Source organism: Mucilaginibacter paludis DSM 18603, from assembly GCF_000166195.2.
Taxonomy (GTDB): Bacteria; Bacteroidota; Bacteroidia; order Sphingobacteriales; family Sphingobacteriaceae; genus Mucilaginibacter; species Mucilaginibacter paludis.
On record NZ_CM001403.1, the window covers coordinates 4,597,018 to 4,615,982 of the forward strand.

An 18,965-nucleotide genomic window follows, 5' to 3' on the forward strand; every position below is an offset into this window, starting at 1 on the left:
AGGATGATGGCTCAATTACAGCAAGATAAAGATAAGCTTGACCTGGCACCCAGGAAATTTAACATGTGGTTGTTTGTTTTTACCTCATTTATGTTTTTTGCGGCGTTAACAAGCGGCTTTATAGTTTATAGCGGCGGCAGCACCGCGCATGGTATTAAAATTATTCTTCCACAGGCGTTTAAATACAGTACGCTTGTAATTATCATCAGCAGCGTTACTTTGTACCTGGCCGCGCGCGCAGCCAAGCGTTTGGAGTTTGCACAGCAACGGTTATTTTTATGGCTTACCGCTTTACTGGGAATAGCCTTTTTTGTTATCCAAATTTACGCCTGGGGTGTTTTAGTAAACATGGGCGTTCATTTTGTAAATCCAAATGCATCGCAATCGTTTATCTATGTGTTTACGGGTATGCACCTGTTGCACATCGTAGCCGGACTTGGCTTATTGTTTTACGCTATCGCAGGTAGCTACAAAAACATTGGGCAGGTTAAAAATTTGTTCAGAATGGAATTCGCTTCTATTTTTTGGCATTTTATCGATATTATATGGATTTATCTGTATGTTTTTTTACTTTTGAACCAATACTAAAATTTACACTTTAATTGCAATGAGTACAGCAGTTTCACAAATTGACGAAGTTAAAACAACTCCCTGGGCGGGTGGAAGGTCACCTTTCTCGGTAGAGTACGGAAAACTGATGATGTGGTTTTTCCTGTTATCAGATGCGTTCACCTTTTCGTCACTATTGATCGCTTATGGAGCGCTACGTTTTAGTTCTACAAGTTGGCCGGCAGCCGATAAGATTTTCCAGTCTGTTCCCGGAACATCCATTGAAAGCGGCGCCCCTTTAGTATTTGTGGGCATCATGACATTCATCCTGATCTTAAGCTCGGTAACTATGGTATTAGCTGTTGAGGCCGGTCACCGTAACGCCAAAAAAGAAGTAGCCTGGTGGATGGTTGCAACTGTGATAGGTGGTTTTATGTTCTTAGGTTGCCAGGCATTAGAGTGGAGCCACTTACATAGCGAAGGCTTTTGGTGGGGCAGCGTTCCTCCGATGGAAAAACTGAAAGAGTTTTTTGAGGAAGGCGGAACAGTAGCCAGCTACGGTACTTACGGGCAACAATTTGCCAACTTGTTTTTTACCATCACTGGGTTCCACGGTTTCCACGTGTTTACCGGAGTTGTTATCAATATCATTATCCTCATCAATGTTTTGGCTGGCACCTACGAAAAAAGAGGCAGCTATTTAATGGTGGAGAAGGTTGGTTTATACTGGCACTTTGTAGACCTGGTTTGGGTATTCGTATTTACATTCTTTTATTTAGTTTAATTATCTAATCTGATTTTATTATGTCATCAGAACCATCAAATATTCACGCCGAAGGCGAAGCTCATGCCGAAACAATGACCCGTGGTTCAATTGTTCGAATCTTCTTAATATTACTTGGTATTACTTGCGTAGAATTTTTTATCGCTTTGTATATGGTACCGCAGCATCACATGAGCTATCATTCAGCTAACCCAGTATATATTGTATTGACGTTGGCCAAAGCTTTTTATATCGTAGCCTATTTTATGCACCTTAAGTTTGAGAGATTAGGCTTAATCTACTCGCTCATCATTCCTATCATCTTTATCATAGGCTTGATACTGGTGTTAACAAACGAAAGCCATCACTGGGCCTATCTGTTGGGCTTGTAATGCTCCCTTTAATGGGTAACATCAAAAAAATTGTAATCCTGGTACTCATCTTAGCAGTACCGGGATTTTTATATTATTTGCTTACTGCCAAAGGTAAAAACAGGTACAAACCTTTAGCTATCTATGGACCGAAGGTTGTAGCTAATACCTTCCACAAATACCACGGTAAGGCCATTCCGGATACGATTTACCATCATATAGCTGACTTTAACCTTACCGACCAGGATGGCCAAAAGGTATCTTTAAAAACTTTCGAAGGTAAAATATTGATCGTTAGTTTTTTTTATACGCATTGCCCTACGGTATGTGTGCAGCTTAACAGTAATGTAGACCTGCTTGCTCATAATTACATCAAAAATAAAATGCTGAGCTTTGTATCTATTACGGTTGACCCTGAAAGGGATTCTGCTTCGGTGTTGAAGAAATATGCTAAACAGTTTGAACTGAAAACGGATAAATGGCGTTTTTTAACCGGTGATACTTCAACGGTATATAACCTGGCCCGTAAAAGCTTTTTGGTAAACGCTTTAAAGGCGGGTAAGGATGATTTTATTTATAGTGATAAGTTGATATTGATTGATCCGGTTGGGCGCATCCGTGGCTACTATGAAGGCACCGATAGCAAGGAAATTACTAAACTGAACGATGAAATCAAGGTTCAGATTGCTGAAGAGCTTCGTAAAATTAAGGGGGCTGAGTAAATTATTCTTTTGATAATGATGACAGATAAGTTCATTTTTCGCTTCGTTGCCGGCATATCGGTATTTGTGTTTTTGGTTGTAGTTGTTTTAAGCATGAAGGTACTGCCCGTACCCAGCGTATTACCATCGTTTACTTATTTTTTACCAAAGCTGAATGCCATACTGAACGGAACTTGCAGTGTATTGCTGCTTTTGTCGCTCTACTTTATCAAGCAGGGCAATATCCCCATGCACAAGCGCATTAATATTTTAACCTTCGTGCTGTCGTCGCTGTTCCTGGTATCGTACATCCTTTTCCATTATTTGGCTCCTGAAACCAAGTATGGCGATCTTGACGGTAACAAGGTATTATCAACTACAGAAGTATCCGCCGCTGGTAGCATGAGGTATGTTTACTATGTGATATTAATTACCCACATTATACTGGCCGCAGGGGTGTTGCCGTTGATATTATTGAGTTTTTACCGTGGATTGCAGATGCAGGTTGAAAAGCACCGGAAACTGGTACGATGGACGTTCCCTATCTGGTTATATGTTACGGTAACAGGTGTAATTGTGTATTTGATGATTTCGCCATATTACAGTTTTTAATTTTTATTTGGTAAATTTGAGCAATGAAATACTTTAAAGTCATAGTAATTCTAATCATACTCAGCACATCTGTTTGTGCCATTAGCCCGGTAATGGCGCAGTGTGCGGTTTGCAGCACCAATGTAGAAACCAATGCAAAAAACGGAGGTACACAAGCCAATGGCTTAAACAACGGCATTATGTATCTGCTTGCAGCGCCTTATCTGGCTATTGCAGCTGTTGGTTTTCTTTGGTATAAGAAATATCGCCGTAAAAACGTGAGCATTAAAATGCGTGGCGAGAAGTTACATCTTAATTAATATCCTTTACAAAATAGGGTAAGGGCACTTTTTATTTTATCTGATTAAACTATGTCCCAAACACCCAAATCCTGGGCAATGCTCCATGCTAAATGTCCGCGTTGCCGTCGTGGCGATATGTTTGTCGGGAGCTTATTAAGTTTACGGCCAAACCGGATCAACGAGTACTGTCCGCATTGCGGCATGCGTTTTGAAATTGAACCCGGATACTTTTATGCGGCCATGTATGTGAGCTATAGCTTGAATGTTGCCGAAGCTGGCTTTTTTTGGACGGCTACCTATATGCTAACCCACAATACAACATCGCCGTGGCTTTATATATCTGTTATATTAGGCGGATGTTTTTTACTGTCGCCTATAAACTTTCGGTACTCGCGTGTGTTCCTGCTTTATTGGTTATCTCCAAAAGTACATTATCAGCCACATTTAGATACAGATGATCCAGTCAGCCACTCTTGATTTTTTAAAGGACCTTGCTCAGAATAATAACAGGGAATGGTTTCAGGACAATAAGCAGCGTTTTGAGGCTGCTAAAGAAAATGTCATCGCTTTTACCAGCGAATTGATTAAGGAATTAAAAAACGCCGACCCATCCCTTTCAAGCGATATTGAGCCCAAAAAATGCGTAATGCGTATTTACCGGGATATTCGTTTCAGCCTGGATAAAACACCCTACAAAAACAACTTTGGCATCAGCAAATTGCCTTCGGGGGTGAAATCCGAGGAGATAGGCTATTATGTACATATCCAACCCGGAGCTTCGTTTGCGGGCGGTGGTTACTGGATGCCACAAGCCGAGCATTTAAAAGCCATACGCCAGGAAATTGATTATAATGCTGATGATCTGAAAAAGATTATCGATGAGCCCGGCTTTAAGAAGCTCTTCGGCGAGTTTAGGAACCAGGAGCAATTGAAAAGCGTACCCCGGGGATATGATCCGACAGGCGATAACATCGACCTTATCAAACTGAAAAGTTTTGCTGCCATGCACAGTTTCACCGACGCGGAATTATTGAAAGATGATTCGCCCAAACGCGTTGCTGCCGTACTGGCTAACATTTACCCGCTTACTGTTTTTTTAAATAATGCTATTACTTAACTTAGAGCTTTTAGAGCACGTGTAACCCAAACCCTTATAAATGAAATTGAAATATTTGCTGTGTTTATTGGTAATAGGTGTAACGATGCACTCGTGCCAGGTAATGTCTACCAAGAAGTATAAAGGCTTATTAGCTACCCAGGATTCGTTAACCAACCGTGCCATTAACTTAGAGGGTTTACTTTCGGTTTTAAAGTTGGATAGCGCACGTATGCACCGCGAAATTGCCGACCTGAAATCAAACCTCAGTTCATTGAACGATCGTTATAACGCGCTCGATGAGAAGTATAACGGCCTCAATAGCAGGTATACGGCATCTTCATCAAAGGTAAGCCAGCTTTCAACAGATCTGCAAAAACGGGAAGCCCGCTTGAAAGAGGTAGAAGATATTTTGCGCAAGCGCGATGAGGCAACCAACGCCTTAAAAGAAAAATTACAAAAGGCCTTGCTGGGCTTTCAGCAAAGTGGCTTAACGGTTGATATCCGCAATGGAAAAGTATATGTGTCGTTGGCAGATAAATTGCTTTTTCCTTCCGGAAGTATTGTGATTGACGAAAAAGGAAAATCGGCTTTAAAGCAATTGGCCGCTGTGTTAAATAAGGAACCCGACATCTATATAGCCGTTGAAGGGCATACCGACGATAAAAAGGTAATTAACCTGGGGCAGATTAAAGACAACTGGGATTTAAGCGTATTACGTGCCACATCGGTAACCAGGTATTTAACCGAGACGGAAAAGGTTGATCCGGTACGTTTAACAGCTACAGGTAAGGGACAGTTCCAACCGATTGACCCGGCAGGCACTCCCGAGGCTCGGGCTAAAAACAGAAGGATAGAAATCGTACTCTCGCCAAGGTTGGATGAGTTGTATAACCTGATCTCTAAATAAAATAAAAAAGAGGCTGTTCATTATGGTGTGACCCCAAAAAGTTGGACAGTTTACAAAATTAAGTTTTTTGTACGAGAGCTCGGTATTCCACCGGGCTCTTTCCATTTAACCTGTTTTTTATTCTTTCATTGTTATAGTAATGAATGTATTCTTTTAACGAAGTTATAAATTCTTCCGCAGTTTCAAAGCTCTGTTTGTACAGTAATTCTGTCTTTAAGATCCCAAAGAAGCTTTCGGCCAAGGCATTATCCAAGCAGTTTCCCTTTCTGGACATGCTTTGAATAATTCCATGTTTTTCCAAAGCCTTTCTATATCCATAATGTTGATATTGCCACCCTTGGTCAGAGTGAAAAATAAGTCCCCTTATATCTTTCACTTTATCAAAAGCCTCATATAACATTTCATCTATCATCTGCATATTTGGAGATTTTGAAATACTATAAGAAATGACTTCCCCGTTGAACATGTCAATTATAGGAGATAAATAGATCTTCTCCCCTTTAATGTTCATCTGAGTGACATCCGTAGCCCATTTCTGATTAGGCAGATTTGCCTCAAAATCCCTTTCAAGTACATTAGGGGCAATTTTACCAACCTCACCTTTGTATGAGCGATAACTTACTTTCCTGATATTGCATTTTAGGCCTAATGTTCCCATCAATTTTTGGACAGTCTTGTGATTTATGCTATAACCCCGGTTCTTCATTTCGGCGGTGACCCGCCGATAACCATATCTGCCTTTATGCAAGTGGTATATACTTGCGATCTCTTCTTTTTCATGCTTGTATTTATCATCATTTAGGCGCTTGCGATGATAATAAAATACAGAACGAGCCATCTGTTTGCAATCCAATAGAATTGAAACATCATGTTCGGGCCTTAGTTCTTCGATGGCTTTTGCCCACTCATGCGTTCGCGGGCTTCTTTTTCCTTGACTAAGGCCGTGACTTTTTTTAATAGTGCGTTCTCCGCCCGCAAACGGCTATTTTCCGCCTGGAGCTTCTCTACTTCTGTTTCAGGTTCAAGCTTCTTTGATCTTCCCATGCATTTAGGTGGTCGTCCAGGATTCTTTTGCTGGTATAGTACTGCATATCCCTCAACCCGTACTGATCTTACCCAGCGCTCTAAAGCAGTCTTGCTTAATCTATATTCCAGAACAACCTGATTTAAAGGTACTTTTTTTTCTATGACAAGCCTTACAACTTCTTCTTTGAAATCAGGCGTGGGCTTGACGTTAGGTTGTTTGAGCAGCCCACTTTCGCCATAAAGATCATATTTCCGAACCCATTCCAATATCATGCCTTCACGGATATGGCGTTCGCGGGATATCCGTAGAATCGGCTTTCCCTTTCTTACTTGAGAAACTACATCAAGTTTCTCTTCAAATGTGTGCTTTGACATAAATAATAAACCCCAAAAGTTTTTGTCTAACTTTTGGGGTTCACTTCATTATTGAATAGCCTCTTTTTGTTTGTTAGGTGCCCAAAGTGGGGATCAAGCCATTTTCATTCTTATAATGATGTCTTCGTAAGTTGTTGATTATCAATCTTTCTCTCTCCATCATGTCATCCCGACCGGAGGGAGGGATCTTTTGCGCGCAATAAGTATGCAGTATATCGGGTGCGCTGATTGTCAATCGCTTATTTTGCTCTAATATACAGTATTCCTAATATACAACATCGGCCCGCTCAGTCGCCGCGGGAAGGGCTTTGTTCTTTTTTCTTGACAAAAAGGGACCAAAAAGTCAAGACTGCCCGATCCTTCCACCCGCGAGGCCAAACCCGGCCCGGCGTGCAGTCGGGCCTCTGCGCACTTTTCTTCCTGCGCCTTACAATCCATAAGTTTCAAACGTCATCCCTGTTTTTTCCGGCTGGTCGGATCGGATACTCAGTTTTCGCGCACAAATAAAGGGTGTCATGCTGAGCCTGTCGAAGCACGGTGTGGTGGCCTCTGCGAGCGAATGCCGTGAATAAAATATGCCGGGTGCCCGCTGTTCCACTTCCAGCTTTCTCTGCGCACTTTTGCTATCTGCACCTGGTAATCTGTAAGCTTTCAAACGTCATCCCTCTTTTTTTCCGGTTGGCCAGATCGGATACTCAGTTTCGCGCACAAATTAAGGGTGTCATGCTGAGTATCCCACCGGGCGTCGCTCCGGAAAAAACAGGGATGACGTTTTTTCAATAAAGATAGTTATGCTGAAAAAGTTGCATTTTGCAAAAAAACAAGGCAAGCTACATAACCCGTTCACGCTTTGGCGCCGTTAAGAGCCCGCTGTTGAGTTTGGGACTGTCACTCTTTGAAAAAAACATTATCGGGAACTATTCTGACCGGAAGAGTTTACCATGCTTTTAAGCTTAAATATTCTTTAGAGTGACCGAGCTTGCCTAGTTTTTATAATTATAAGAACATGAGCAAAAATAGCAAAAAAAGAAGCGTGCCACCGCTGGGCAGACCGCAAAAAAAATGGAACGGTTTGAATTGTTAAATCCTCATTCAGCAGGCATAGATATCGGCAGCATGCTGATGGTAGTATCTTATACCGACCGTGAAGGGATGATCAATTTGCGTGAATTTGACAGCTTTACAAGCAGTTTGTATGAGTTAGCGGAATTGCTGCAAAAAGAAGGCATTGAAAAGGTAGTCATGGAGGCAACCGGTCCTTATTGGGAATCACTTTACAACATTTTGGAAAAGCATGGCATGGAGATGTTCCTTGTCAATCCAAGTCATTACCGGAATGTATCGGCTCAGAAAACGGATATCAACGATGCACAGTGGCTGCATCAGTTGCTGGCCCATGGCCTGATACGCAATTCTCACATAGCGCCTGAACTTTACCGGGAGTTAAGGCAATATCTTCATGAAAGAGAAATATACCAAAACTATAAGAGCGATAGCCTTAACCGAATGCAGAAAACACTGACGTTGATGAATATTAAGTTTCAGCATTTAATCAGCGATGTGGAGGGAGTAGCAGGTATGAAGCTTTTACGGGCGATCAGTTCAGGAATATGCGATGGGCAAACCTTGCTGGCTCGCATTGATGTAACAAAATTAAAGGCCAGCCCGGAGGATCTGCTTAGCTCGCTACAGGGAGAATATAAGCAACATTATATTCATATTCTATCCATCACGCTTAAAAGCTATGATTTTTTTAAGGAGCAAATGCAGGTTTATGAAAGTCATATTGAACATACCCTAAAGGAGCTTCTTGCTTGTAAGGGCGAAGCGCCAACAGTTATCCAACAGAAAACAAAAAAGGTAAGAAAGAACCAGTACAGCTTTAATCTGAAAGATTATTTATTGGGAATTTTGGGAGTAGACCTTACCGAGGTAGAGGGTCTGGATGAAATAGGGCTTTTAACTATTCTTGCAGTAACGGGAACGAATATGAAAAAATGGCCTACGGCAGAACATTTTGTGAGTTGGTTAAATCTATCACCGAGGCCCAAAATATCGGGAGGCAAAATAATAGGGTATGAAAGACGTAACAACAATAATCCTGCAACACAAGCATTCCGGTTGGCGGCGCATTGTTTATGGCAAAGCAAAGGTCCGATGGGGCAGCAGTACAGAAGATTAGCATCGACAAAAGGGAGCAAAAAAGCGATCAAAGCTATCGCCCGCAAGCTGGCAGTGATTTTTTATCACATGGTACTTAATAAACAAGCATTTGATGCCACCCGGATACAGCCAGACATAGAACAGCAAAAGGCAAGAAAAATAGCACGTCTGCAAAAAGATGCAGCTAAACTCGGTATGATCGTTCAAAAAGCAGCCTGATAGTCAATAACTTACATGGACGTCATTATAAGCCTGTCGAAGCACGGCGTGGGGACCTCTGCGAGCGAATATGGTATGTAAAATACGCCGGGTGCCCGCTATTCCAGTTCCAACTTTCTCTGCGCACTTTAGCTACCTGCACCTGGTAATCTATAAGCTTCAAAATGTTACCCTATTTTTCCCCGGCGGGCCGGATCTGCTCTCTAATTAAAACGGGCTCACAAATGATTTAAAATCAGGAAGCGCTTCGTCTTTGGGCGATAGGGTGATATCGCTTATCGGAAATCCCCAATCGATTCCCAGTTCCGGGTCGGTAATTTTAACACCGATCTCAGATGCCTTATCATAAAAATTAGTGATTTTGTATGCAAAGATGCTGTCATCTTCAAGTGCGAAAAAACCATGCAAAAATCCTTGCGGAATCCATAATTGCAGGTTGTTTTGGGCGCTCAGTTTAATTTTTAAATATTGCCCGTAAGTAGGGGAGCCTTTACGGATATCCACAGCTACATCAATTACACTGCCTTTAATTACCCTCACCAGTTTATCCTGCCCGTAAGGTGGCGCCTGGGCATGCAACCCCCGTAAGGTGCCTTTGGATGAGCTTGATTGATTGTCCTGAACAAAGTTGACGTTTATACCGGCTTCGATATATTTTTGTTGGTTATAGCTTTCATAAAAATAACCGCGGTCGTCCGGAAATACCCTCGGTTCAATAATAAGCAAGCCCTCAATAGGGGTTTTTGTTACTTTCATATATTTAGTTTACAACTTGCATAATGCTTTCAAACAGCACCAATTTGTTTTCAAATTTTTTAAGGTGGATATTCTTGAAATGGTTGGCGGCAGCTTGTTGATACACATTATACTGCTCCATATCGGTATCATATTGTACGCAATAGGTAAACCCCTCGTTAGGCGAGTTTAAAACATTTAAAATACGGTATCCATTAAAGTGGCCGGTTGCCATTACCGCAGGTATATGCACGGTTTTTAACCAGTTTAGCCAATCGGCATGTACATCCTGGTCAATAATTATCGTTTCATTTAAAATGATCATGGCGCAAAAATATAAATTTTTAAGAGCCTGCGGGCAAATCGCCACGTAATGTTCTGAAGCGTTTGCGGGCCTCATTCAGCCAGGTGCTGCCAGGGTAATCGGTAATGATCTTTTGATAACAGATTTGGGCCTTTGCTTTATCGTTTAGATGATTCTCATAAATATCGCCCAGCATAAATACAGCATCATCTGCCCATAAACCCGAAGCATGGTTTTTCTCAATATCTTGTAATGGTGCCAAAGCCAGTTGGTAATCCTTTTTTTGGATCAATATCCGGGCCTTGGCCATTAATATATCATCGGTTAAAGTATTACCCGGAAAAACTTTATCAATGCTATCCAAAGTTATTACTGCTTTGTCGGGGTCTTGCTTGTAAATTAACAAATCTGCACGGGCATACATTTTTAAGGCATTGCCTGTGCTGTCAAAAGCGGTATGGTCGCTAATTAACAAGGATAAGTTGAGGGCATCATTAGCAATTAATTGTGATGTGGCTGCTTTAAGTACATCAAGTTGCCCTTTGGCCCAGGTAAAGTCGCCGGTATAATAAGCCAGTTTAGCATTACGGTATTGTGCTTCCTGGCCAATATTAGTGCCGGGATAGCCTTTTTCTACCTGGCTGTAGGTTAACGTAGCATCCCATGGCCTGTTGTTCAGCAGGTAAACATCACCCAGATCCAATTTACAAGCGGCGAGCAGGTTAGGCCTTAAGTTGGGTATATTAACAGTCTCTTCCAATAGTTTTTGAGCATCGTTTAATTGATGCAGTTTAAAGGCCTGTAAATTGGCCAACCTTTGCATGGCAAATGCAGTATTGCTGTTGCGCCCAAATTCGGTAAGTAAACCCAGGTAGTCCTTTTCAAGCGAGGTGAGGTCGGCTGCGGTATACTTGCCTTCGGTTATTTTTAAATTTTTGGTATTAAGCAATTCAATTTTTGCGGGTATATAATACTCCTGATTACTGCCTTTGCTGATTACGTATTCGTATCCGCGTATAGCTTCATCATAAGCCATGTTTGATACCAGCGTTTGGCAGAGGTCAAATATGCTGGCACCTCCGTCATTTTGGCGACGGTTGAGTCCCAAAGCCTGGTTAAGGGCAGCGGCAAATTGTTTTTGTTGCAAATATTGCCAGGTGAGCAGGTCGGCAAATATGGTTTCTTGCGGATATTGTTGTATGACTTTTAACAGGGCAACTTTAAGTATATCATAATCGGTAGCGCCGTCAAACAACATCGCCATGGTGTTTTTTGCCTGTGTGATATAATCGGGATGATTCAGTAACAGCCGCAGATACTCGTTAATCATGTTTACTTTATCATGCTTGTAACGGTAGAGGCTCACCATTTCGTTACTGTACAAATCATCATTATGCAAAATCTTTCGCCCTTGTAAAAAGGCCTTGATGGCATAGTCAATGTTTTCGGCCTGGTAAAACTGCATGGCGGTATTATTAATTGCGAACTGATCTGCCGGCAGATTTTTAATCACATCATTATAAATAGCATCCGCTTTATCCTGATTCCCTTTTTCATGATACAAGCTTCCAAGCGCTATAGCATATTGAGTATCCTCAGGATGCTTATGCATCATCTTTTTGGTGACGCTTTCGGCTTCGTCAAACTTTTTTAGGCTCATTAAGCTCTGGTAGTAAAAGGAATAAAAGCTCTCGTTATTTTGTTTATAAAGCTTTTGATAAATGTCTGCCGCTTTTTGAGGCTCTCCGTTTTGGCTAAACTGCCGGGCCAGTTGCAGCTCTTCAACCTGTGCACAAAGCGTTAAACTGCTCAATAAAATAACCATGCTAAGCAGTAATTTATTGGCCCCGGATAAAAATTGATAGGTAGCTGCACCTATAGTACGGCATAAAATATTCATGATAAGCAAAGCATTAAGGCAAGTGAATATTTCATATAATCAAAAATAAAGTATTAAAACGATTTTTTGTGTATGCTTGTATTTGGAGAAATTATAAAATTGCAAACCGGTAAAATTGTAGTGACATTTTGCACTTAGTCGAATACATTTTATAATTTAACCTAAATCTAGTAAAAGTAAACGGGGGGATTGTATATCTAAATGTTAAACCATTTTAAAAAGCTTTTTTGTGTTGCGGTTATTATTGCTGTTTGCTCATGCAATAATAAGAAGGTGCCGCCAATACCGATAGGCGATTTTTTTAATCCGCCGGATAAAAGTGTGTTCCATATTTCGCCGGATGGTAAATACATTTCGTACCTAAAACGTTTTAAGGGTAAGCAAAACATTTATATCAAAACCCTGGCCGACGGGACAGAACGTATGGCTACATCGTTTTTGGATTACTCCGTTCGCGATTATTTCTGGACATACAATAACCAGATCATCCTCATCAAGAATATATTTGAGCTTAACCAGTTTCAAATGTTCGCCATTAATGCGGCAACCTTGCAAAAAAGCACGTTGCTCACTACCGGCAAAGTTAATTTCAGGCTGTTAAATCGAAATCCTAATAATCCGGATGTCATTACCATCAGCATGAACAAGAGGGATTCGTCGGCTATTGACGTTTACCGGATGAACACTAAAACCGGCGAGCTGAAAATGTACATCAAAAATCCTGGCAACATCACGGAGTGGTTTCCAGATGCAGATGGCAAGATCAGGCTGGCCAAAGCATCTGATGGTGTTAACGAAACCATACTTTTCAGAGAAAATGACGATTCGAAATTCAGGTCGATCATTGTAAATAATTTCAAAAATATGGTTGAACCTGTGGCTTTTACAGGGGCGAAAAACTACTTCTATGCTTTATCCAATGTAAACAGGGATAAAACCGCTTTGGTAGAAATTAATGCCGAAAATGGTAAGGAGGAAAAGGTAATTTATGAAAATGCCAATGCGGATATTGAAGATGTATCTTACTCTAAAAGAAAACACAGACTTGAGATGGTATCCTGGGCGGAAGCCAAGCCCCAAAAGCACTTCTTAAACGATGGAGTTAAGGCGATATATGATGATGTTTCGCAGCAGTTGCCTGACAACGAAATCAGAATTATCGATCGTGATAGTTCGGAAAGCCATTTTTTAATCAGTACTTATAATGATCGCAATGCGGGCCTGTTTTATTTGTACTCGGTAGCGGATAAAAAACTGGTTAAATTGAACGACCGGGACCCGCGGATTAACCCGGCCGACCTTTGCGAGATGAAGCCGATATCGTTTAAGGCGAGTGACGGTACCTTAATTAATGGTTATTTAACACTTCCTGCCGGGCGCCGCGCCGAAAATTTGCCTATTGTAGTTATACCGCACGCCGACCCCTGGCGACGTAATACCTGGGGGTATAGCGCCGAGGTGCAGTTTTTAGCTAACCGCGGATACGGCGTTTTTCAGGTTAACTATCGTGGCTCAACCGGCTATGGAAAAAAATTTTACAGCGCAGGCTTTAAACAGGTTGGTGGCAAAATGCAGCAAGATATAACCGATGGTGTAAAATGGCTTATTGCTAAAAAAATAGCTAATCCTAAACAGATCGGCATATTCGGAACGGCTTTCGGCGGTTTTTCTGCCCTGTACGGTGTATCCTTTAATCCCGGGTTATACAGTTGCGCGGCTGTTCAATACGGTCTTATTAACTTTTTCACCTTTGTAAAGGATGTTCCGCCTTACCTGAAGCCATACCTGAGCATGATATACGAAAAAGTAGGTAACCCCGAAACTGATGCCGATATGTTTAGGGCCATATCGCCGGTTTTTAATACCGATAAAATAAAAGTTCCGCTGCTGATTTATCAAAGCGCCCGCGACCCTCATGCTAACATGAGCGAATTGAATCAGTTTGTAAGGGAACTTAAAAAGCGAAAAGTAAGCGTAAACTACATCTTGGTTAACAATACCAGGAACGGCGATCATAGCCAGCGGGAGCGTAACAGGTTGCAAATGTATACTGAACTGGAGAAGTTTTTGGAAATTAACCTGCTCGGAAAGAAATGAGGCAGCCCGCCCGATGACGAAAAAGGAAAGTATATACCGTAAAAGCTTTTCGCTGATTATAGCATTTATTGTGCTGATATCGGCTATTTTAATAGCAGCTTTGTTGATAGCCTATGGCCTTACCCGAAAATATGTTGAAAACGAATTTTATTCGAATAAAATTGAGGTACTGGAAAAAACCATATTGCCTTATAACGATTTTTTTCAAAACAAGATTCCCGAAATTACCGCTTATCAGGGTTTTTTGAACGAAGCCTCGGCATCCAAATACGCCGATTCTGTATTTAGTAATTATCCGTTTGTAAAAAGTATCGATTTTTATCATTTCGATATCAGCAATCATAAAAAGCAGGCTACCGTAAAAAGCGGTAATTTAAGTATCACTGTTAAGGGTGTTTTTAATTTTGCGCCTGGCCTTGATCATCAGTTAAAAGGTACCAGGATTAATACGGACAAAAATATTGAGGATTTTAAATTGATGGCTCTAAAGCTGAGCAGCTTTATTAAAGTGGCCGATACATCAAGAGTGTACAGCGCCGACGAACTTTTTAAAACCTTTTATGATATTAAGCCCAATAAGATAAGCTATATCAACAACCCGCGACGGGAAGAACTTAAAATTTATAAAGATTTATTGACCAGCAAGGCACCCTCATCCATTTACCAGCAGGATATGATGACCTTTTATCTCAATCCATTTAGTCTGCAGATTAAGAATACCCATCCTGAACTATATGAGCATATCAGCATCAGGCAGGTGGTTTATGATCCATTGGACAATAACGACGCTGAGATGTTTACCGAGATTGCATTGCCTGGCACCTTTTCCGACTATAAACTCTATTTCCAATCCGACAAAAATTTTATCACCAGAGAAACTATTCGTCGTTTTTTACCGGTAACAGGTTTGGTTTTGGCCGTATATTTGTTTATTGTGGTTATTGGCTGGCTTATTTACCGCAACCTGAACGTGAATCACAAACTATTTAAACTGCAGTACGATTTTATAAATAATTTTACACATGAGTTTAAAACGCCGGTTAGCGTAATAAAAATTGCCGGGTCAAACTTGCGTAGCGATACTCAGCTTACCGACAGGCAAAGAATGCATTACGGTAAAATTTTGGATGAGGAGGCCGATAAGCTGAACGAATTGATGAATAAGCTCCTCTCGTTTACGCAGCTTGAAAATAAATCGATACATTTAAAAAAGGAAGCTATCGAGATTGAACCTTTTGTTCAGAGTTATATTGATACCTTTAAAATAAAATATCCCGCTTTTAACCTGACTTACGAAGTTAAAAACGTAAAAAGTTTTGAATCGGACCCGGTATTGCTGGGGAGCATTTTTCAGAATATGATAGAGAACGCATATAAATATTCGCCTCCTCAGCGTAAGGAACAGCATATTGTGGTGGAACGCGTACGAAAAGATATCGTATTTTTATTTAAGGATAAAGGTATCGGTATTCCCAAAAACGAAATAGATAACATATTTAAAAAGTTTTACAGGATACAGAGCCAATATAACCAGAATGGAAGCGTGGGCTTAGGCTTGGCTTTCTGCAAGGAACTTGTTAATTTTATGAACGGGGAAATATCCGTAAGCAGTAAGGTTAACGAGGGTTCGGAGTTTAAAATCGTACTGCCATATTAACTGATATATGAACAAGGAAATAAAAATTGCTTTAGTAGAAGACGACGAAAATCTGAGATTTTTGGTTGCGGAACGGTTGGAATTAGAAGGCTATAAAGTTTTGGAGGCTGAAGATGGTGACAAGGCGGAAAAAATGATTATGGAAGAAATGCCCGACATTGTTTTGCTGGACTGGATGCTGCCCGGGAAGCAGGGATCCGAAGTATGTACCTCAATACGTGATAAGGGATTTGATAAATTGGTAATTATGATGACGGCGAAGGCGCAGGACGTGGATAAAATTGAAGCCTACCAGTTTGGTGTGTCCGATTATATCACCAAGCCCTTTAATATGGATGTTTTGGTGGCTATGATTGATAACAAGATCAAGTTTACCCTGAACAACGAAAAATCCGAATCGTACAAGTTTGCCAATATGGAGCATCATCCCAATACGCATACTTTGTTAAGGGATGGCCGTAAAATTGAGCTCACCATTTTAGAGAACCGTATTTTGCTCTATTTCCTGAAGAATAAAAACAAAGTAATTAACCGCGAAGAACTGATGATGGAAGTTTGGGGTTACAACGCCGATGTAAATACCCGTACCCTGGATATGCACATTGTAAGGCTCCGAAAAAAAATAGAGAACAATCCAGATTCGCCTCAATACCTGCAAACGGTTAGGGGTATTGGGTATAAGTTTGTTTATGAGTGATAAGAGTAGATTCGGCTATTATAAAGTAGATGTAGCTTATCCGCCGTTTTAATCTACAGCAGTAGTGTTCCTCAATTTGTAAATAGGAATGGTATTAAAAAAAAGAAAGAGGTTTTACCTGCGGGTGAAACCTCTTTCTTTTTTAATGCTTAGCTTTTTTTGCTAATGATACTACGAAGCTGCTCCTGCATTATTTTGAGCTGCTCCTGTAGTTTTTGATTCTCTATTTGTTGCGTTTCTTTAATCTCCTTAACCTGTTGTTCTTTCTCAATCAGGTATAAGGTTAGTTCTTCTACCTTTTTTAACAGCTTGGTATTCATATCGCCAAGGTCTATACCATCTTTGGTCATTTGCGCAGCCGAAGGTATCTCAGGTAAGTGATGATACTTGGTTACATAGTTTTTTAATTCATTAAGGTTTATCAGGTTGTAGCCGGTATTAAATACATAATCAGGAGCAGGCACGCTCAGGTCAACCTTTACTTCTTTGGAGTGGATAGTTCCGTTTACTGTTAATTTTTGGTCGGGGGCGGTTGTGCCAACCCCAATATTGCCCGATGGTAATATGGTCATTTTTGTATCGGCTAAAGTAACCGTACTTTGATCGGTTGCGCTGCTTACTAAAAATTTAAGGCTGCCAACTCCGTATGCATTGGTTCTTTCATGCACAATGGACGCTTTCCAATAAGTTGCGCCGGCGCCTTCATTTATAAAGCCGATTCCTACGGCGTTTCCACCGTTTGAGGTGATGTTTTGGTTTTGCAAGCCTGTGACGATGTTTAAGCCATTATTATTAACTGAGACATGTAATTTGGTTGACGGTGCAGTGGTGCCGATGCCAAGGCCGCCCGAAGAAACCATAAGGCCTTTACCATTTACAACTTCCACATAACTTTTGTCGTGTTCGGTGGTGCTATTGCCAGTTCCGGCACCAAGTTGAATACCGGAGTCAAACTGAATGCGCAATTGCTGCAATGCGCTTCCTTGCCATTCGCCAGCTGTGCGGTATATGCCGTACCGATCGCCACTACTCCAATACATACCGCTGTTGGAATTAGTGACCGGGTTATCACCAAAGGTAAGCTGCCCTGTAGTTGAAAGATCAAGGTTTCTTTGGGGTCTTGTTGTACCGATACCCACATTGCCCGATGGTAATATAGTCATTTTGGTATCGGCTAAACTAACCATACTGGCATCGACAGTGCTACTTACTAAAAATTTAAGGCTACCAACGCCAAAGCCGCCGGTTCTTTCGTGCACAATGGCCGCCTTCCAATAGCTTCCGGCTACTTCATTTAAAAAGCCAATTCCCACAGCGTTTCCACCAGATGAGTTGCCAGTATGGTTTTGCAAGCCCGCGATAATATTTAAGCCATTATTCTCAACAAAAACATGTAGTTTAGTTGTTGGTGCGGAGATGCCAATACCCGCATTACCAGTGGGGAGCCAATAATCACCGGTTGTGCTCGCTGTAGTCCATTGAGCGCTGGCAAAGTTTGCGTTAATAATTAATGCGGCTATTAGTATTATTTTTTTCATTGAATAAGGGGGTTTTATTGTTGATGATTAAGTTAAGTTAATTATAGTGTTATCATGAAGTTATTAAGGTGTATAATTTCTTCATACGGATAAATATATGCAATATTTACATGGTTTGTAGTGTTTTGATAGCGTATGATTTATGTTTTTTCAGCCATAGCGTCAATGGGACTTTGCTAACGCTGCATGGTATTTCTTGTGTAACGTAAGGCCCATCGGTAACCCATTAATTCCCTTTCGGCAATCAGTCATAAAATAATTATCTTTACGGATACTTAGCATTGATTTAATTTGCATGATATTTTACGCTACTATATTATGCTCGGTATCCAAGCAATTTAAAGCTACATGAGCCGGGATTATTTGGATAACGCGGATGAGGCTGAACTTTTGCTGCAATTAAGTAGGGGCAATAAGCTGGCTTTTGATATTTTGTATGGCAAATATTGGAAACAGGTTTATAATGCCGCCTATAAGCGGCTTAACAATGCCGGGCAGGCGCAGGATATAGCGCAGGATATTTTTGTTCAGCTCTGGATCAGGGGTACTGCATCGTTGATAGAAAACCTTCCGGCCTATTTGTTTGTGGCGGCCCGTAACGGGGTTTTTAAGTACATGGAGAAAGAGGGCAAATATGCCGCCCTGCCCGATGCGGTTAACAACCTGGAAAGCCCTGCCGGTGGGCCGGATGCCAAAATGTTGCACGCGGAATTTTTAAAAGCTTTTGATGCGTTGGTAGCAGCTTTGCCCGCGCAGCAAGCTATTATATTTAAATTGCGGTTTAATGAAGGTCTTTCGAGCCAGGAAATTGCCGATAGGTTGCAAATTTCCCCGAAAACGGTTCGGAATCAAATTGGTAAGGCGCTCGCCACCTTAAAAGACTCGCTTATTTTGTTGCATCTGCTGTTTTTGTTGCATCAAAAATAAAAATTGACTTTTTCTTCTGTCAATTGCTTGTTTAATATGTTCTG

General features: G+C 41.1%; 21 protein-coding genes. 14 read left to right on the forward strand and 7 right to left on the reverse strand.

Features of this window, described 5'->3' with window-relative positions:
• Positions 1 to 3: 3 nt before the first annotated feature.
• The 9 genes from MUCPA_RS19420 to MUCPA_RS19460 are packed head-to-tail and all read left to right on the forward strand — an operon-like array spanning position 4 to position 5,283.
• The gene (locus MUCPA_RS19420) at positions 4 to 588 is read left to right on the forward strand and encodes a cytochrome c oxidase subunit 3 (protein ID WP_157543948.1); all 585 of its coding nucleotides are present in this window, start codon (positions 4 to 6) and stop codon (positions 586 to 588) included.
• Positions 589 to 607: 19 nt separating this feature from the next.
• On the forward strand, positions 608 to 1,333 hold the full coding sequence (locus MUCPA_RS19425; protein WP_008508759.1) for a cytochrome c oxidase subunit 3: 726 nt from the start codon (positions 608 to 610) through the stop codon (positions 1,331 to 1,333).
• Between the two features lie 20 nt (positions 1,334 to 1,353).
• A complete protein-coding gene (locus MUCPA_RS19430; RefSeq protein ID WP_008508760.1) occupies positions 1,354 to 1,704 on the forward strand; it encodes a cytochrome C oxidase subunit IV family protein in 351 nt (116 codons plus the stop codon).
• An 11-nt stretch (positions 1,705 to 1,715) separates the two neighbouring features.
• On the forward strand, positions 1,716 to 2,405 hold the full coding sequence (locus MUCPA_RS19435) for an SCO family protein (RefSeq protein ID WP_008508762.1): 690 nt from the start codon (positions 1,716 to 1,718) through the stop codon (positions 2,403 to 2,405).
• Positions 2,406 to 2,423: 18 nt separating this feature from the next.
• The gene (locus MUCPA_RS19440; RefSeq protein ID WP_040626154.1) at positions 2,424 to 2,996 is read left to right on the forward strand and encodes a DUF420 domain-containing protein; all 573 of its coding nucleotides are present in this window, start codon (positions 2,424 to 2,426) and stop codon (positions 2,994 to 2,996) included.
• Between the two features lie 23 nt (positions 2,997 to 3,019).
• Positions 3,020 to 3,295, forward strand: coding sequence for a hypothetical protein (locus MUCPA_RS19445; RefSeq protein ID WP_008508766.1), 276 nt, complete (start codon positions 3,020 to 3,022; stop codon positions 3,293 to 3,295).
• A gap of 51 nt (positions 3,296 to 3,346) precedes the next feature.
• Positions 3,347 to 3,754 carry a hypothetical protein gene (locus tag MUCPA_RS19450; RefSeq protein ID WP_008508768.1) on the forward strand — a complete coding sequence of 136 codons (408 nt, stop codon included), beginning with the start codon at positions 3,347 to 3,349 and terminating at the stop codon, positions 3,752 to 3,754.
• The gene (locus tag MUCPA_RS19455; RefSeq protein ID WP_008508770.1) at positions 3,732 to 4,394 is read left to right on the forward strand and encodes a DUF2461 domain-containing protein; all 663 of its coding nucleotides are present in this window, start codon (positions 3,732 to 3,734) and stop codon (positions 4,392 to 4,394) included. Before MUCPA_RS19450 ends, MUCPA_RS19455 begins: the two co-directional genes overlap by 23 nt.
• 40 nt (positions 4,395 to 4,434) lie before the next feature.
• Complete coding sequence (locus MUCPA_RS19460) at positions 4,435 to 5,283, forward strand: OmpA family protein (protein WP_040626156.1); 849 nt, start codon at positions 4,435 to 4,437, stop codon at positions 5,281 to 5,283.
• A gap of 58 nt (positions 5,284 to 5,341) precedes the next feature.
• On the opposite strand, the gene MUCPA_RS19465 is transcribed toward MUCPA_RS19460, so the two are convergent.
• The 3 genes from MUCPA_RS19465 to MUCPA_RS38680 form a co-directional block, all read right to left on the reverse strand.
• The gene (locus tag MUCPA_RS19465) at positions 5,342 to 6,241 is read right to left on the reverse strand and encodes an IS3 family transposase (protein WP_157544057.1); all 900 of its coding nucleotides are present in this window, start codon (positions 6,239 to 6,241) and stop codon (positions 5,342 to 5,344) included.
• On the reverse strand, positions 6,163 to 6,684 hold the full coding sequence (locus MUCPA_RS19470; RefSeq protein WP_008503751.1) for a helix-turn-helix domain-containing protein: 522 nt from the start codon (positions 6,682 to 6,684) through the stop codon (positions 6,163 to 6,165). Before MUCPA_RS19470 ends, MUCPA_RS19465 begins: the two co-directional genes overlap by 79 nt.
• A gap of 427 nt (positions 6,685 to 7,111) precedes the next feature.
• Complete coding sequence (locus MUCPA_RS38680) at positions 7,112 to 7,339, reverse strand: hypothetical protein (protein WP_217220272.1); 228 nt, start codon at positions 7,337 to 7,339, stop codon at positions 7,112 to 7,114.
• A 407-nt stretch (positions 7,340 to 7,746) separates the two neighbouring features.
• Between MUCPA_RS38680 and MUCPA_RS19475 the strand changes: the two genes are divergently transcribed.
• Positions 7,747 to 9,066: an IS110 family RNA-guided transposase gene (locus MUCPA_RS19475; RefSeq protein ID WP_008508775.1), complete on the forward strand. Its 1,320-nt coding sequence runs from the start codon at positions 7,747 to 7,749 to the stop codon at positions 9,064 to 9,066.
• Positions 9,067 to 9,273: 207 nt separating this feature from the next.
• On the opposite strand, the gene rfbC is transcribed toward MUCPA_RS19475, so the two are convergent.
• From rfbC to MUCPA_RS19490, 3 genes are read right to left on the reverse strand one after another with little or no spacing between them, the layout of a single operon-like run.
• The gene (rfbC, locus tag MUCPA_RS19480) at positions 9,274 to 9,822 is read right to left on the reverse strand and encodes a dTDP-4-dehydrorhamnose 3,5-epimerase (RefSeq protein WP_008508778.1); all 549 of its coding nucleotides are present in this window, start codon (positions 9,820 to 9,822) and stop codon (positions 9,274 to 9,276) included.
• Between the two features lie 4 nt (positions 9,823 to 9,826).
• Entirely contained in the window at positions 9,827 to 10,126 is a 300-nt protein-coding gene (locus MUCPA_RS19485; protein ID WP_008508779.1) for a DUF4286 family protein, read from the reverse strand.
• Between the two features lie 19 nt (positions 10,127 to 10,145).
• Positions 10,146 to 12,005 (reverse strand): tetratricopeptide repeat protein, encoded by a 1,860-nt coding sequence (locus tag MUCPA_RS19490; protein ID WP_008508781.1) that lies wholly within the window; start codon positions 12,003 to 12,005, stop codon positions 10,146 to 10,148.
• Between the two features lie 201 nt (positions 12,006 to 12,206).
• On the opposite strand from MUCPA_RS19490, the gene MUCPA_RS19495 reads away from it, so the two are divergent.
• The 3 genes from MUCPA_RS19495 to MUCPA_RS19505 are packed head-to-tail and all read left to right on the forward strand — an operon-like array spanning position 12,207 to position 16,456.
• Positions 12,207 to 14,102 (forward strand): S9 family peptidase, encoded by a 1,896-nt coding sequence (locus MUCPA_RS19495; protein ID WP_008508783.1) that lies wholly within the window; start codon positions 12,207 to 12,209, stop codon positions 14,100 to 14,102.
• 13 nt (positions 14,103 to 14,115) lie between these two features.
• Complete coding sequence (locus MUCPA_RS19500) at positions 14,116 to 15,759, forward strand: sensor histidine kinase (RefSeq protein ID WP_008508784.1); 1,644 nt, start codon at positions 14,116 to 14,118, stop codon at positions 15,757 to 15,759.
• 7 nt (positions 15,760 to 15,766) lie between these two features.
• Positions 15,767 to 16,456, forward strand: a complete 690-nt coding sequence (locus MUCPA_RS19505) for a response regulator transcription factor (RefSeq protein ID WP_008508787.1) — start codon at positions 15,767 to 15,769, stop codon at positions 16,454 to 16,456.
• Positions 16,457 to 16,605: 149 nt separating this feature from the next.
• Here MUCPA_RS19505 and MUCPA_RS36275 read toward each other — a convergent pair whose 3' ends face one another.
• Positions 16,606 to 17,994 (reverse strand): tail fiber protein, encoded by a 1,389-nt coding sequence (locus MUCPA_RS36275; RefSeq protein ID WP_008508789.1) that lies wholly within the window; start codon positions 17,992 to 17,994, stop codon positions 16,606 to 16,608.
• 348 nt (positions 17,995 to 18,342) lie between these two features.
• On the opposite strand from MUCPA_RS36275, the gene MUCPA_RS19515 reads away from it, so the two are divergent.
• Positions 18,343 to 18,921, forward strand: a complete 579-nt coding sequence (locus tag MUCPA_RS19515) for an RNA polymerase sigma factor (RefSeq protein ID WP_008508791.1) — start codon at positions 18,343 to 18,345, stop codon at positions 18,919 to 18,921.
• The last annotated feature ends 44 nt before the right edge of the window (positions 18,922 to 18,965 follow it).